The 14,608-nt window shown below is 74.0% G+C and carries 12 protein-coding genes and 1 riboswitch; of the genes, 6 read left to right on the forward strand and 6 right to left on the reverse strand.

All coding sequences use genetic code 11. The features are described from left to right. Positions 1 to 42: 42 nt before the first annotated feature. Positions 43 to 672, reverse strand: a complete 630-nt coding sequence (locus tag ACFFKU_RS07340; RefSeq protein WP_380136855.1) for a dTDP-4-dehydrorhamnose 3,5-epimerase family protein — start codon at positions 670 to 672, stop codon at positions 43 to 45. Between the two features lie 126 nt (positions 673 to 798). Between ACFFKU_RS07340 and rfbD the strand changes: the two genes are divergently transcribed. After that, positions 799 to 1,653, forward strand: a complete 855-nt coding sequence (gene rfbD, locus ACFFKU_RS07345) for a dTDP-4-dehydrorhamnose reductase (protein WP_380136857.1) — start codon at positions 799 to 801, stop codon at positions 1,651 to 1,653. Between the two features lie 46 nt (positions 1,654 to 1,699). On the opposite strand, the gene rfbA is transcribed toward rfbD, so the two are convergent. Beyond that, positions 1,700 to 2,569 carry a glucose-1-phosphate thymidylyltransferase RfbA gene (gene rfbA / locus ACFFKU_RS07350; protein ID WP_380136859.1) on the reverse strand — a complete coding sequence of 290 codons (870 nt, stop codon included), beginning with the start codon at positions 2,567 to 2,569 and terminating at the stop codon, positions 1,700 to 1,702. Positions 2,570 to 2,608: 39 nt separating this feature from the next. Between rfbA and rfbB the strand changes: the two genes are divergently transcribed. Beyond that, positions 2,609 to 3,595 (forward strand): dTDP-glucose 4,6-dehydratase, encoded by a 987-nt coding sequence (gene rfbB, locus ACFFKU_RS07355; RefSeq protein ID WP_380136861.1) that lies wholly within the window; start codon positions 2,609 to 2,611, stop codon positions 3,593 to 3,595. Positions 3,596 to 3,793: 198 nt separating this feature from the next. Here rfbB and ACFFKU_RS07360 read toward each other — a convergent pair whose 3' ends face one another. Next, complete coding sequence (locus tag ACFFKU_RS07360; RefSeq protein WP_380136862.1) at positions 3,794 to 4,696, reverse strand: glycosyltransferase; 903 nt, start codon at positions 4,694 to 4,696, stop codon at positions 3,794 to 3,796. Between the two features lie 338 nt (positions 4,697 to 5,034). After that, entirely contained in the window at positions 5,035 to 6,702 is a 1,668-nt protein-coding gene (locus ACFFKU_RS07365) for a dolichyl-phosphate-mannose--protein mannosyltransferase (protein WP_380136864.1), read from the reverse strand. A gap of 142 nt (positions 6,703 to 6,844) precedes the next feature. Here ACFFKU_RS07365 and rsmI point away from each other — a divergent pair, with 142 nt between their 5' ends. Both rsmI and ACFFKU_RS07375 read left to right on the forward strand, forming a co-directional pair. Then, a complete protein-coding gene (gene rsmI / locus ACFFKU_RS07370; RefSeq protein WP_380138033.1) occupies positions 6,845 to 7,750 on the forward strand; it encodes a 16S rRNA (cytidine(1402)-2'-O)-methyltransferase in 906 nt (301 codons plus the stop codon). 252 nt (positions 7,751 to 8,002) lie between these two features. Next, complete coding sequence (locus ACFFKU_RS07375) at positions 8,003 to 9,187, forward strand: right-handed parallel beta-helix repeat-containing protein (protein WP_380136866.1); 1,185 nt, start codon at positions 8,003 to 8,005, stop codon at positions 9,185 to 9,187. A gap of 89 nt (positions 9,188 to 9,276) precedes the next feature. Here the strand turns inward: ACFFKU_RS07375 and ACFFKU_RS07380 are convergent, their stop codons facing one another. Then, the gene (locus ACFFKU_RS07380) at positions 9,277 to 10,950 is read right to left on the reverse strand and encodes a monocarboxylic acid transporter (protein ID WP_380136867.1); all 1,674 of its coding nucleotides are present in this window, start codon (positions 10,948 to 10,950) and stop codon (positions 9,277 to 9,279) included. Further along, on the reverse strand, positions 10,947 to 11,351 hold the full coding sequence (locus ACFFKU_RS07385; protein WP_380136868.1) for a DUF485 domain-containing protein: 405 nt from the start codon (positions 11,349 to 11,351) through the stop codon (positions 10,947 to 10,949). The genes ACFFKU_RS07380 and ACFFKU_RS07385 overlap by 4 nt, the downstream gene beginning before the upstream one ends. 167 nt (positions 11,352 to 11,518) lie before the next feature. Continuing rightward, positions 11,519 to 11,610: riboswitch (SAM riboswitch) on the forward strand. A 52-nt stretch (positions 11,611 to 11,662) separates the two neighbouring features. On the opposite strand from ACFFKU_RS07385, the gene ACFFKU_RS07390 reads away from it, so the two are divergent. After that, complete coding sequence (locus ACFFKU_RS07390) at positions 11,663 to 12,577, forward strand: methylenetetrahydrofolate reductase (protein WP_380136870.1); 915 nt, start codon at positions 11,663 to 11,665, stop codon at positions 12,575 to 12,577. Between the two features lie 47 nt (positions 12,578 to 12,624). Further along, entirely contained in the window at positions 12,625 to 14,502 is a 1,878-nt protein-coding gene (locus ACFFKU_RS07395) for a 5-methyltetrahydropteroyltriglutamate--homocysteine S-methyltransferase (RefSeq protein WP_380136871.1), read from the forward strand. The last annotated feature ends 106 nt before the right edge of the window (positions 14,503 to 14,608 follow it).

The following is a 14,608-nucleotide window of genomic DNA, read 5'->3' on the forward strand; positions in this document are numbered from 1 at the left end:
CGACCCCGCCGTCGGCGGCCCGTGCGGCGGCCGGGGCCCGGGTCAGTGCCGGGGCGAGGGGGTGTTGCGCAGCGAACGCCGGTAGGCCAGGCAGGCCGCGTAGTCCGGCAGCAGCCCGTCGGCCTGGGCCTGGGCCAGGGTCGGCGCCTCCGCGTCCTTGGCCGACAGCTCGTACTCCAGCTTCTGCCCGTCGCGACCCACGGTCGGCCACTCGATGCCGAGCTCCGGGTCCAGCGGATGGATGCCGTGCTCACGCTCCGGGGCGTAGCCCTCGCTGCACAGGTAGACGACGGTCGACCCGTCGGCCAGGGAGAGGAACGCGTGCCCCAGGCCCTCGGAGAGGTACACGGTCCGGCGGTCCACGTCGTCCAGCAGCACCGACTCGGTGCGCCCGAAGGTGGGTGAGCCGACCCGGAGGTCGACGACGACGTCGAGCACCGCGCCGGCCACGCAGGTCACGTACTTGGCCTGTCCCGGCGGGACGTCGGCGAAGTGCACACCGCGCAGGACGCCGGCGGCCGACACCGAGCAGTTCGCCTGGGCCAGGGCGAGGTGCTGGCCGGTGGCGTCGAGGAACTGCCCACCCCGGAACCACTCCAGGAACATGCCGCGGTCGTCCCCGAACTGCCGGGGGGTGAACTCGAAGGCGCCTTCGACGGGGAGTTCGTGCATGACTCGACGGTAGCGGTGCGCGACGGAACGGACACAAGGGGCGTGACGCAGGTCCTACGGTGGTGCCGAGGGGACCGCGACGGGTGGTCCCGGCGGGACAGACGTGGGGACGACGGGGGAGTTCGGATGCGCTGGTCGGTCGTGGGTGCGGGCGGGATGCTCGGTCGTGACGTCGTGGCCCGGCTCGCCGCGCGGGGGGACGACGTGGCGGCGCTCGGCCGGGCCGACCTCGACGTCACGTCGCTCGCGGACTGCCGGGAGCGACTGCGGGGCAGCGACGTCGTCGTGAACTGCGCCGCCCACACCGCGGTCGACGCGGCCGAGACCGAGGAGGCGGCCGCGTTCGCGGTCAACGCCCAGGGGGCGTGGAACGTGGCGCTGGGCGCGGCGGCGGCCGGGGCCCGCCTGCTGCACGTCTCCACCGACTACGTCTTCGACGGCGCGGCCGACCGTCCCTACGACGCCGAGGCCCCCCAGGCCCCGCGCAGCGCCTACGGCCGCACCAAGGCGGCCGGGGAGTGGGCGGTGCGCGCCTCCGGGGCCGACGCCCTCGTCGTGCGCACGGCCTGGCTCTACGGCGAGCACGGCGGTTGCTTCCCCAAGACCATCGCCCGGGCCGGCGGGCAGCGCGGGGCGCTCTCGGTGGTCGACGACCAGTTCGGTCAGCCCACCTGGACGGTCGACGTCGCCCGCATCCTCACCGACCTCGTCGACCGGTCGGCGCCGTCCGGGGCCTACCACGCGACCTCGGGGGGGGCGGCGAGCTGGTTCGAGTTCGCCGGGGCCGTGCTCGCCGCCGCGGGGTTGGACGCGGTCGAGCTGTCGGCGACGACGAGCGCGGAGTTCGTCCGCCCCGCCCCGCGCCCGGCCTACTCGGTGCTCGACCACGGTTCGCTGCGCGCGGCGGGCGTCGACCCGGTCGGCGACTGGCGGGAGCGCTGGGCGGCGGCCGCACCGGCGGTGCTCGCCGACGCCCGCTGACTCGACGCCCGCCGACCCGACGCCGGCGTCCCGACCCGGGGGCGGGTCAGCGGGGCTGGCTCAGGATGGTGCGCAGGTACTGCCCGTAGCCGGACTTGGCCAGCGTCGCCGCTCGCTCCTCGAGCTCCTCGTCGCTCAGCCAGCCCTGGCGCCAGGCGATCTCCTCCGGGCAGCCGATCTTGAGCCCCTGTCGCGCCTCGAGGGTGCTGACGTAGTTGCCGGCCGCGAGCATCTGGTCGAAGGTCCCGGTGTCCAGCCAGGCCGTGCCCCGGGGCAGCACCTCGACGTGCAGGTCACCGCGCGCCAGGTAGGTCGAGTTGACGTCGGTGATCTCGAGCTCGCCCCGCGGGGACGGGCGCAACCCGGCCGCGATGTCCACCACGTCGTTGTCGTAGAAGTAGAGACCCGGCACGGCGTAGGAGCTCTTGGGGTGGGTGGGCTTCTCCTCCAGGGACAGCGCCCGGCCGTCGGCGTCGAACTCGACGACCCCGTAGTCACCCGGGTTCGCCACCCAGTAGGCGAAGACGGCCCCGCCGCTCAGGTTCTGGAACCGGCGCAGCCGGGTGCCGAGCCCGGGGCCGTAGAAGATGTTGTCGCCGAGCACCAGGGCCACGGGTTCGTCGCCGATGAAGTCCTTGCCGATGACGAACGCCTGGGCCAACCCGTCGGGGGAGGGTTGCTGGGCCCAGGACAGCGAGACCCCGAGCTGGGACCCGTCGCCCAGCAGCCGTTCGAAACCGGGGGCGTCGTGGGGCGTGGTGATGACGAGCACCTCGCGGATGCCGGCCAGCATGAGGGTGGAGAGCGGGTAGTAGATCATCGGCTTGTCGTAGACCGGGACGAGCTGCTTGCTGATGCCCCGGGTGATGGGGTGCAGTCGGGTCCCGGAACCGCCGGCCAGGATGATTCCACGCATGGCCCCGTTCTACCGCAAAGACCACTAAACTTCTGCCCCATGAGACTTCTGGTCACGGGTGGAGCGGGTTTCATCGGCAGTCATTACGTGCGGTCCGTCCTGGACTCCTCGATCGGGACCGCCGAGGTCGACTCGCTCACGGTCCTGGACGCACTGACCTACGCGGGCAACCGGGCCAACCTCGACCCGGTCGCCGACGACCCGCGGCTGCGCTTCGTCCAGGGTGACATCTGCGAGCCGGGCGACGTCGAACCCCTGGTCGCGGAGGCCGACGTGGTCGTCCACTTCGCCGCGGAGTCCCACGTCGACCGGTCGATCGCCGGGGCCGGCGGTTTCGTCACGACGAACGTGCTGGGTACCCAGGTCCTGCTGGATTCCGCTCTGCGGCAGGGTGTCTCGAAGTTCGTCCACGTCAGCACCGACGAGGTCTACGGATCGATCGACGAGGGCAGCTGGACCGAGGACCGTCCGCTGGAGCCGAACAGCCCCTACTCCGCGTCGAAGGCCTCCAGCGACCTGCTGGCCCGGGCGTTCCACCGCACCCACGGGTTGCCGGTGTGCATCACGCGCTGCTCCAACAACTACGGGCCCTACCAGTTCCCCGAGAAGGTGATGCCGCTGTTCATCACCTCGTTGATGCAGGGGGGCACCGTCCCCCTCTACGGCGACGGCGGGAACATCCGCGACTGGCTGCACGTCGACGACCACTGCCGGGGTATCCAGCTGGTCGTCGAGGGCGGGCGCCCGGGGGAGATCTACAACATCGGTGGCGGAACGGAACTGACCAACAAGGAACTGACCGCCAAGATCCTCGAGGCGTTCGGGGTCGGGTGGGAACGCGTCCGTCCGGTCGAGGACCGCAAGGGTCACGACCGCCGGTACTCGGTCGACATCGGCAAGATCTCCGCCGAACTCGGGTACGCGCCGCGGCACACGTTCGAGGAGGGCCTGGCCGAGACGATCACCTGGTACCGGGAGAACGAGTCCTGGTGGCGCCCGCTGCTGCAGCGGGCCGCGCTGGCCTGAGTTCCGGCCCCGCGAAGGAACGCCCCCCGGGTCTCCCGGGGGGCGTTCTTCGTCGGTGGCGAGGACCTGCTGGTCGGAAGACGACGGTTCCCCGGTGGGGGTCACGCACCGGAGAGGCCCGCCGAGGAGGCCGGCTCCCCTCCGGTGGCCGGCCTCCTCGCGTCGGTGCGGCCGGTTCCGGGTCGTCCCCGGCCGGGTTCAGAGCGCGAGCGGGAGGGCGTCGCCGCGCAGTTCGACGACGTTGCTGGCCGCCCGGTCCAGGTCGCGCAGGTCGATGGTGTCGGCCTCGCGCACGATGGCCAGGCCCCGCGAGCGGAGCATGGTCGCGATCTGGTCCTGGTGGTCGTCGACGTGCTCGTCGTGCTCGACGCGCCGCGGGACGAGGATGGGCAGTTTGCCCGCCTGGAGGGCCTCGAGCGCCGCGCCGGTGCCGGCGTGGGCGATGACGACGTCGGCCTCGCGCATGGCGGCCGACAGCTCCGCGGCGGGGACGGCCTTGCGGGCCTGCTGGATGGGGAGGCCGGAGACGTCGGTCACCCCGGTCTGCCACAGGACCTCGGCGCCGGTGTCGGCCAGCAGGGGCGCGAGCCGCTCGACGAGGCGGCGGAAGCCGTAGGTGCGCGACGTGCCGAGGGTGACGACGACCTTCTTGACCGGCGGGCCGGACTCCTCGGCGCGCGACTGCCAGCCGTCGAAGACCGACCCCGCGTACTTCCACTTCTTCGACTGCCAGGCGGCGTTCTGGGTGTAGAGCTCGACGCCGGGGACGGCGGCCAGCATCCGTCCGGACAGCGACGGACCGTGGGTCCGGGTGGCGCTCTCGATGTAGTAGGCGGGCAGCCCCCGCAGCCGGGCCTGGGGGATGACCGAGACCGCGAGGCTGGAACCGGTGCTGACCACCGCGGAGATCCGGCGGCGGCGGAAGAGGGGGGCGGCGAGGAGGGCGTTGCGGGCGGCGGCGCGCAGGTCGCGGGTCGGCCCGGGGTGGACCCAGGTGACGTCCTCGCCCGCGAGCAGCGACTCCGACTGCGGGGTCGGCACGGTCACCCAGTGGAACCCGTCGCCCAGGGGCAGGCGGGAGGCCAGGGTCTTGAGTTGCATGAGATGGCCGCCGTCATTGGCAACGAGCAATGCGGTCATGAGCCGTCCTCGTCTTTCGCGGCCGCCCGAAGGGAGCAACCTGTGACAGCGAGCACTGTACTGAACGCGGTACGTAGCTGTCACGCGCGGAATGTCACACCGAGGTCACCGACCCTGCGCGAAGTCGTCACGAAGGGTGGTGAACGCGGGGACATCCGGCACGGACGTGCTCGTCCGTCGGACCGGGTGCCCGGCGGTCTCGACACCTCCGCGCCGCCGTGACCAGCCGCTTCGTGCGGCCGCGACCGGCTCCGCCGCGGGCCCGGTGGACCGGTCCCACGGACCGGGCCGGGACCCGCTCAGACCCAGCTCGGCAACCACATCCGCCGCGACCAGTCGGCGTGCGGGATGACCTGCGCGGTCCAGATCGGCCAGAAGAACCAGAAGCAGGCCACGATGGCGACCAGGAGGAGACCGGCGCCCGCCGCGCCCCAGCGTCGCCGGCGCACCGCGGCGCGGTAGGCCGCCCCCCGCAGGCCCGCCACCGGGATGCCCCCGTCCGTCGTCGCGGGCCCGCCCAGGGCGGTGCGCGGGTCGGGGCCGAGCAGGACGCCGATCGCGTAGGTCAGGGCCAGCACCACGAACGGGACGAAGACGACCGCGTAGAAGGTGAAGATCGTCCGGTGCTGGTACTGGAACCAGGGCAGGTAGCAGGCGCCGAGCCCGGCCAGGATCGCGCCGGCGCGCCAGTCGCGGCGGAAGGCCCAGCAGAAGACCACCAGGACGAGGGCGAGCACCGCCGCCCACCAGAGCAGGGGGGTGCCGAGCGATGTGATCGCCTTGGAGCATTCCTGGACGAGGCAGCCGTCCTGGCCCTCGACCTTCTTCTCGTAGAAGAACGAGGTCGGGCGGCCCTGGACCAGCCACGTCCAGGGGTTCGCGGAGTAGGGGTGCGGTGAGGACAGCCCGACGTGGAAGGCGTAGGCCTCGGCGTGGTAGTGCCAGAGGCTGCGCAGCGCGTCCGGGACGAGACCGGCGACGCCCGAGGCCGGGTGCTCGGCCCCCCACTGGCGCAGGTACCCCTCCCGGCTGGCGAACCAGCCGGCCCAGGTCGACACGTAGACCGCCACGGCCACCGGGACCATGACCAGGAACGCGCCGATCCCGTCGCGTTCGACCGTCGCCCCGGGCCAGGCCCGGATGCCGACCGCCCGGCGCGCGGAGGCGTCCCAGAGCACGGTCATGATCCCGAACACGGCGAGCACGTAGACGCCCGACCACTTCACCCCGCAGGCCAGCCCCAGCGACACCCCGGCGGCCAGCCGCCACCACCGCATCCCCAGCCGCGGCCCGAAACCGCCCGTCCCGCGCGGTCCGGCCGCGGCGAGCCGCCGGGCCAACCGGTCGCGGGCCTGGTCACGGTCGATCAGCAGGCAGGCGAAGGCCACCAGCACCCACCACATGAGGAAGATGTCGAGCAGGCTCGTGCGGCTCTCGACCAGGTGCTGCCCCTCGAAGGTCAGCAGCACGGCCGCGGTCACCCCGAGCAGCGTGGAGCGGAACAGCCGACGGGCGACGCGGCCCAGCAGCAGCACGGACAGCGTCCCGACGAGCGCGGCGCTGAAGCGCCAGCCGAAGGAGGAGTCGATGCCGAACAACCACTCCCCGACGGCGATCATCCACTTGCCGACCGAGGGGTGGACGACGAAGTCGCCGGTCGTGCCGAAGACGTCCGGGGTGCCCGCGGTGAACAGCGCGTCCGGACTCGACAGGGCACCGTCGTTGCGCCGCTCGACGCCGTGCAGCAGGAGCGAGTAGGCCTGCTTGACGTAGTAGGTCTCGTCGAAGACGAGCTGGTGCGGGCGCCCGAGGTGCCAGAAGCGCAGGACACCGGCCACCGCGGTCACGACGAGCAGGGGCACCCACCCCCGCAACCGCCCCTCCACGTCGATCTCGCTGCGGGGCCCGAGCAGCCGCACGCGCCAGGGGTCGGCCCCCCGGCTCGCGGGGGCGAGCGCGGCGCTCACGCAGGGTTCCGAGGAGTGACGCTCACCCGCGCATCGTAGGTGGGGGGTCCCCGCCGGGGGCGGAGGTGGCGGGCGGGAGGGGCGGAGGGAGCGGGGAGTACGGCAGGGTGGGCGGGTGCCCGACCACCCCGACGACCCCGACCTGCACCACCCCGACGCGCCCGACGACCGGCCCGAGGATCCCGAGGACGCGGCTCCGGCCGGCGCGGGGGTCGGCGCGGCCCTGGTCCTGGCCGGCACCCCGATCGGGAACGTCCGCGACGCCTCGCCCCGGCTGGTCGAGCTGCTGGCCACGGCCGACGTCGTGGCGGCCGAGGACACCCGTCGGCTGCGCCGGCTCTGCGCCGCCGTCGGGGTGGCCCCGCGCGGACGGGTCATGAGCTGCCACGAGCACAACGAGGAGGCGCGCGTCGCCGACCTCACGGCCGAGATCGCCGCCGGGCGCACGGTCCTGCTCGTCACCGACGCGGGGATGCCCTCGGTCTCCGACCCGGGCTACCGCCTGGTGCGGGCCTGCGCCGAGGCCGGGCTGCGGGTCACCGCCGTCCCGGGCCCGTCCGCCGTGCTGACCGCCCTGGCCCTCTCGGCGCTGCCGAGCGACCGGTTCACCTTCGAGGGGTTCTGCCCGCGTCGGCCCGGCGAGCGCACCCGCACCTTCGCGGCCCTCGCCGGGGAACGGCGGACCATGGTCTTCTTCGAGTCCCCGCACCGGACCGCGGCGACCCTGGCCGCGATGGCCGAGGCGTTCGGCGCCGACCGTCCCGCCGCGCTCTGCCGGGAGCTCACCAAGACCTACGAGGAGGTCGTCCGCGAACCGTTGGGGGCGCTCGCGGAGCGCGTGCGCGGGCAGGAGGTGCGCGGGGAGGTGTGCCTCGTCGTCGGCGGAGCGCCCGAGGCCCCCGTCCCGGCGGTCGCCGACCTGGTGGCCCGGGTGCAGGAGCTCGCCGCCGCCGGGACCCGGCTCAAGGACGCCACCGCCGAGGTGGCCGCGGCCACCGGGGTGTCGCGCCGCGAGCTCTACGAGGCGGTCCTCGCCGCCCGGCGCTGAGCGGCCCCCAACCGGGGGAACGGGACCGGGGGAACGGCACCGGGGGAACGGCACCGGGGGACCCTGCGCTCGTTGACCGGGACCAGGGTCCCCCCGTGACGTTCCCGGTCCGGCTGCGGGGGAGGGGCTCGCGGTCCGTAGTCCGGCCTCACCCGTTCGCCAGTACCCGCGGGGCGCAGACAGTAGCCGGGTGGTCCGCACCGATGCAGGTAGGGAGACAGACCCGTTCCGTTCCCGACCTGGAGGTTCCCGATGCGCGCGTCGACGGTCCCCCCCACCGCCATCCGCCCCGCCCGTGTCCCGGCGGTCCCCGCGTTCGCCGCCGTCGTGGCCGCGCTCGCCGCTCTCCTGGTCTCGGTCCTGGTCGCGGTCCCCGCCCAGGCCGCCATCAGTCCCTGGATGTCCTGGAACGGCGTCACGGTCAACAAGGCCAGCATCCCCGCCGACGGCGAGGACATCACCACGATCACCTCCGTCGCGTTCGACCGCGGCACCTACCTGGTGAGCGACGTCGTCCGCGGGCAGATCGGCACCATCACCACCGGGAACGACGCGACCTACCGCGGGACCGGCGAGGTCGACCTGCGCGGCCTGTCCGGCTCGATCACGTTGACCGCCAGGCTGTACCGCGGCAAGTACCTCGTGCAGACGGTCTACAAGTCCTTCAAGGTCGTCCCGTTGGACACCGGCATCCCGGCCGGGTTCCCGACCCTGAACACCACCGGCGTCCCGGTCGGCACCACCCTCACCCCCAGCGGCGACCTGGTCGTCTCCACCCCGGGGACGGTCGTGCAGAACCTCGACATCACCGGCTGCGTCACCGTCACGGCGGCCGACGTGACCATCCGCAAGTCCCGGATCCGCTGCGCCGGAGCCCCTCTCGCCGTCACCCTGCGCGACGCGCCCCGGTTCGTCCTCGAGGACTCCGAGATCGACGGCCGGGCCAGCACCACCATCGCGATCGGCTGGTCGGACTACACCCTGCGCCGCGTGAACGTCCACGGCACCTTCGACGGGCCCCGGCTGGGCAACGACGTGCTGATCGAGGACAGCTACGTCCACAGCCTCGTGCGGGACGACTCCGTCCACACCGACGCGGCCCAGTCCACCTCCGGGGTCGGCATCGTGCTGCGGCGCAACACCTTCATGCCCGACCCGGCCGACGGCCTGGTCAACGCGAACTCGGCCCTGCAGTTCGGCACCGAGACCGGCCAGCAGCTGCTGGACAAGGTCGTCATCGAGGGGAACTACTTCGACGGCGGCATGTACACCGTCAACATCAAGTGCAGCGCGAACCTGGGTTCGGTGACCTTCACCGGCAACAAGTTCGGCCACACGGCCAAGTACGGCCCGGCCCTGGCGCCGCGTTCGGTGAGCTTCGCGACGAACACCTTCGCCGACACCGCGACCGCGATCCCCGTCTCGCGCTGCAACTGAGCGCAACCGCCGCCGGACGCGGGAGGGCCGGGTGACCCGTGCGGGTCACCCGGCCCTCCGTCGCGTCCGGCCGTCGGGGCCGGCCCGATTCAGTGCTCGACGGCCTTCTCGGCCCCGGCCCCGGTCAGGCTGCGGACCTCCATCTCGGCGGCCCGCTTCTCGTTGCCGGTCTCCTTGGACGTCACCGATCCCAACCACCCCAGCAGGAAGGCCAGCGGGATCGAGACCAGCCCCGGGTTCTCCAGCGGGAACCAGGAGAAGTCCACCGAGGGGTCGGTGATCATCGACAGGCTCGCCCCCGTCGCCGGGTCGACCTTGCCGGAGACGACGGGGGAGAACGCGATCAGGGTGATGCAGGAGATCAACCCGCCGTAGATGCTCCACAGGGCGCCGCGGGTGGTGAACCGGCGCCAGAACAGCGAGTAGAGGATCGTCGGCAGGTTCGCGCTCGCCGCCACCGCGAACGCCAGGGCGACGAGGAAGGCCACGTTCTGCCCGTTGGCCAGCATCCCCCCGACGATGGCGACGGCCCCGATCACCACGATCGTGATGCGCGCGATCCGCACCTCGGCGTTGGCCGAGACCTCACCCTTCTTGATGACGCTGGCGTAGATGTCGTGGGCGAAGGAGGCGCTGGCCGTGATGGCCAGCCCCGCGACCACGGCGAGGATGGTCGCGAACGCGACGGCGGCGATGATGCCCAGCAGGACCGGCCCGCCGAGCTGGTAGGCGAGCAGCGGGGCCGCGGAGTTCACCCGGCCCGGTGCGCCCCGGATCGCGTCCGGACCCACGATCGCGCCGGCGCCGTAGCCGATGACGAGCGTGAACAGGTAGAAGATCCCGATGATCCAGATCGCCCAGACCACGCTGCGGCGGGCCTCGCGCGAGCTCGGCACGGTGTAGAACCGCATGAGCACGTGCGGCAGCCCCGCCGTCCCCAGGACCAGGGCCAGCGCCAGGGACAGGAAGTTCAGCTTCGAGATCTCGGTGGCCCCGTACTGCCCGCCCGGTTCCACCAGCGCCTCGCCGGCCGAACCCGGGGCGGCGACGGCGGCGCCGATCAGGTCGGAGAGGTTGAACCCGTACTGGGCCAGCACCCAGACGGTCATCACGCCGGCCCCGGTCACCAGCATGACCGCCTTGATGATCTGCACCCAGGTGGTGCCCTTCATCCCGCCGATCAGCACGTAGACGACCATGAGCGCGCCCACGATCGCGATCACCAGGTTCTGCCCGGCCCGCCCGTCGATGCCCAGCAGCAGGGCGACCAGGCCGCCCGCGCCGGCCATCTGGGCCAGCAGGTAGAAGAAGGACACGGTGAGCGTCGAGATCGCCGCGGCCATCCGGACCGGCCGTTCCTTGAGCCGGAAGCTCAGGACGTCGGCCATCGTGAACCGCCCGGTGTTGCGCAGCAGTTCCGCGACCAGGAGCAGGGCCACCAACCAGGCGACCAGGAACCCGATCGAGTAGAGGAAGCCGTCGTAGCCGTAGATCGCGATGGCCCCGGCGATGCCGAGGAAACTCGCGGCCGAGAGGTAGTCCCCGGCGATGGCGATGCCGTTCTGCCGGCCGCTGAACGCGCGTCCCCCGGCGTAGAAGTCGGCCGCGCTGCGGTTGTTGCGGCTGGCCCGCAGCACCACGGTCAGGGTGATGGCGACGAACGCGCCGAAGATGGCGATGTTGACGACCGGTTCCCCGACGTCGCCGCCGGCGGGGACGGTCGCGGTGGCCAGGGCGCTGGTCACGAGGCTGCTGCTGGTCACGGGGTCCCCTCGATGCGGTGGCGCAGCTCGTCGGCGGCGGGGTCGAAGCGCTTGTTGGCCCAGCGCACGTAGATCGTCGTGATGATGAACGTCGAGGCGAACTGGCCGAAGCCGAACAGCAGCCCGACGGTGATGTTGCTGCCGCCGAGGCGGATCCCCATGAAGTCGTGGGCGTAGTCGGCCAGCAGGACGTAGGCCGCGTACCAGGCCAGGAACAACGCCGAGAGCGGGAAGACGACCCGCCGGAAGCGACGGCGCAGGGCGGCGAACTCGGGGGAGGCCTGGACCTCCTCGTAGCTGCGGGCCCCCTCGAGCGCCCCGGACGGGGACGCGGGGGCGGGTTCGGGCCCGGGGCCCGTGCCGGGGGGCGGATCGCCGGTGCCGGACCAGGAACTGCTCACGTGACCTCCTCGTCGGGTGCGACCCGGGTGAACCTGGGTCGTAGCTGTGAGGGTTGTGAGGATAGTCGGGCGGGCGCCGAGCGCCCGGGCGACGGGCCGGTCGGTCGGGTTCCTTCGCGGGGCGCGATCACGGTTGTCGGATGCCCGGGACGGCGGCTAGGGTCGGCGCACCATCCAGAGCGGCCGAGAGTCCTGGCTCGACGACGCCGCAGCAACCCCCCGAGCCCGGGCGAGGGTGCTAACGCCAGGCCGATGGAGTTCACGATGCGTGCTGCACCCCGTCCTTCCCGGAACCCTTCGGGGGCCGCGCGATGACGCTGGCCGCCCGGGTCGGCGGGCCGCGCCCGACCATCAGTTTCGAACTCTTCCCGCCCCGGTCGCAGGCCGCGGCCGAGGCGTTGGGCCGCACGGTCTCCGAGCTCGCCGCCACGTCCCCGGACTTCTTCTCGGTGACCTGCCGGGCGGGGGGTGCGACCCGGGCCGCGGCGGCGGGGTTGCTCCGCCACGTCCGGCGCAGCACCCCCGTCACGGCGATGGCCCACCTCACCTGCGTCGGCTCCAGCCGCGCGCAGGTCGTGGCGGCCGGGGCGGAGATCCTCGAGAGCGGGATCCGGGACGTCCTCGTCCTGCGCGGCGACCCGGCGGGTGCGCCCCTCGGCGAGCCGTCCGACCCGGTGCTGCGCGGCTGCGACCTCGTCGAGGTCCTGCAGGTGGTCGAGCGGCGGCGGCTGGCGCTGCGCGGGGGTTCGCGACCGGTGGACGAGGGACCGCTCAGCATCGCCGTCCCGGCCTTCCCCTCCTCGCGCCGCCCGGGAGACCTGGCCGCGTTGCGGGCCAAGCAGGAGGCGGGGGCCCGGTTCGCCGTCGCCCAGGTCGGTTACCGGGCCGAGGAGTGGACGGCCTTCGTGGACCGGGCCCGGCTGGCCGGCGTCACCATCCCCGTGCTGCCCGGCATCACCGCCGTGGACGACCCGGCGCGGTTGCTGCGCCTGCAGCAGCTCACCGGGGTCCCCGCCCCCGCGGGGCTGCTGGCCCGGCTGGGGGACGACCCCTCCCCGGCGCGACGGCGCCGCCTGGCCGTGCGGGTGGCCGCCGAGCTCGCCCGCGAGCTGCTCGACGCCGGGGCCCCGGGGCTGCACGTCTACCCCTCGAACTCCTCGGCCACGGCCGTCGCCCTGGTCGAACGGATCCGTTCCGGTTCCGCCCGCCTGGCCGGCGTCCGGTGAGGGGCGGGCCCGTCCCGGGTCCCGCCGCCCGCCCGTGGCGAGCCACCGTGCTCGGCTACCCGAGCATCGGGGCCCGCCGCGAGACCACGGCCGCGCTGGCCGCGCTGCGCGCTGGGCGGGCCGACGTCGCCGCGACCGAGGCCGCGCTCGCCGCGGTGCGCGCCCGGGCCCGGCGCCGGATGAACGCCCGGGGGCTGCCCGCCCACGACTCCTCGATCCCGCAGGCGTTCTCCAGCCACGACCCCGTGCTGGACGCCGTGGTCGCGTTCGGTGCCGTCCCCGCCCGCTGCGCCGACGTGCTCGCCTCGGACGGGTCGGTCGACCTGGTCGGCCTCGACGTCCTCGCCCGCGGTCGCGGGGTCAGGACCCCGCTGCGGACGGTCCCGGGGGCCGGCCGGGGCCGGCGTCACGTCGTGCCCGAGATCACCCCGGCGACCCGGTTCCGCTTCGTCGACGACCGCGCGGTCCGGGAGTTCGCCGAGGCCCTGACCGACGGGTACCTGACCCGGCCCGTCCTCGTCGGGCCGCTCACGTTCCTGCTGCTGGCCCGGGCCGGTGCCCCGGCGGGCGCTCCCGCGGGGGACCGCCGGCCGTGGGAACGGCTGCCCGAACTGGTCGAGGCCTACGCCGTCGCGCTGCAGTCGTTCGCGGCGGCCGGGGCGGACTGGGTGCAGCTGGACGAACCCGGGCTCGCCGCCCCCGCCACCGCCGGGACGGACGCCGCCGAGCTCTCCGCCGCGGTCCGGGCGACCTACGACCGGCTCGCCGCCACGGGCGGGGTGCAGCTCCTGGTCGCCGTCCCCCACGGTGACCCCGGCGGTTCCCTGGCCGACCTCGCCGCCACCGGGGTCGCGGGCGTCGCGCTCGACCTCGTGCGCGGGTCGGTCCCGGCCCCGGCCGGGGACCTCGCGGGCCTCGCCGACAAGGTCCTGGTCGGCGGGGTCGTGGACGGGGAGAACGTCTGGACCACCGACCTCGGCCCCGCCCTGCGGGGGCTGCAGGCCCTCGCCGCGTTGCAGCCGACCGGGCACCCCCGGGTCGTCGCGGGCACCTCGACCTCGTTGCTCCACGTCCCGCACGACGTGGCCGACGAGGTCGACCTGGACCCGCAGCTGCGTCGCCGGCTGGCCTTCGCCGACCAGAAGGTGTCGGAGGTGGTGCTGCTGGGGGAGGCGTTGCGCGACCGCGGGTCGGCCGCGGCCGCCCTCGAGGCCTCCGCCGCCGCCCGGGCCGACCGCGCCACCGGCGCCGGCGGTCACCGTCCTGAGGTCCGCGCGCGGGTCGCCGGGCTCGGTCCCGACGCACGGCGGCGGGGGGTGGGGGCGCTGCGGCGCATCGCCGCGGACCCGGGGCCGGACCGGTGGCTGCGGGAGCACCTGGGGATCGACGCGGTCGTGCCCGGGGAGGCCGGGGTGGCCGGGGAGGCCGGGGTGGACGAGCGCGTCCGTCGCACCGCCGCGAGCCTCGACGGGGTCGCGCTCACCGAGCACGGATGGGTCCGCGGCCACGGCTCTGACGACGTCCGCCCGCCGATCCTGTTCGGCGACGTCGCGCGACCCGCGCCCGCGTCCGGGCCCGCGGAGCGACCGGTGGAGGAGTGGCTGACCGGTCCCGTGACGATGCTGGCCCGCTCCTTCGTCCGCGACGACCTGCCGGTGGCCGACACGGCCGCCCAGGTCGCCCTCGCCCTGCGCGACGAGATCGCCGCGCGCGCGGCTACCGGGTCGGCCGTGGTCCGGGTGGACGAACCCGCGCTGCCCCGACCGCTGCCGCTGCGCGGGGCCGACCGGGAGGAACGGCGGTGGGCCGTCGACGCGTTCCGGCTCGCCGTCGCCGGAGCGCCCGACGCCACCCGGGTCCACGCCCACCTGGGCGACCCCGCCCTCCCCCCTCCGGCCCTCCTCCACCCCCCCACCTCCCCGTGATCAAGGAATGGATTCCTTGATCACGGGAGGAGAGGGGGGAGGAGGAGGGTGGGGTGGGGGGCGGGGGTGGGGTGCGGGGGTGGGGTGCGGGGGTGGGGTGCGGGGG

Source organism: Kineococcus gynurae, from assembly GCF_042433995.1.
GTDB lineage: Bacteria > Actinomycetota > Actinomycetes > Actinomycetales > Kineococcaceae > Kineococcus > Kineococcus gynurae.

Coding starts and splice junctions, on each gene's coding strand:
- rfbB (WP_380136861.1), top strand. CDS start 2,609: ATGAGACTTCTGGTCACGGGTGGAGCGGGTTTCATCGGCAGTCATTAC.
- ACFFKU_RS07375 (WP_380136866.1), top strand. CDS start 8,003: ATGCGCGCGTCGACGGTCCCCCCCACCGCCATCCGCCCCGCCCGTGTC.
- rfbD (WP_380136857.1), top strand. CDS start 799: ATGCGCTGGTCGGTCGTGGGTGCGGGCGGGATGCTCGGTCGTGACGTC.
- rfbA (WP_380136859.1), bottom strand. CDS start 2,569: ATGCGTGGAATCATCCTGGCCGGCGGTTCCGGGACCCGACTGCACCCC.
- ACFFKU_RS07390 (WP_380136870.1), top strand. CDS start 11,663: ATGACGCTGGCCGCCCGGGTCGGCGGGCCGCGCCCGACCATCAGTTTC.
- ACFFKU_RS07340 (WP_380136855.1), bottom strand. CDS start 672: ATGCACGAACTCCCCGTCGAAGGCGCCTTCGAGTTCACCCCCCGGCAG.
- ACFFKU_RS07360 (WP_380136862.1), bottom strand. CDS start 4,696: ATGCAACTCAAGACCCTGGCCTCCCGCCTGCCCCTGGGCGACGGGTTC.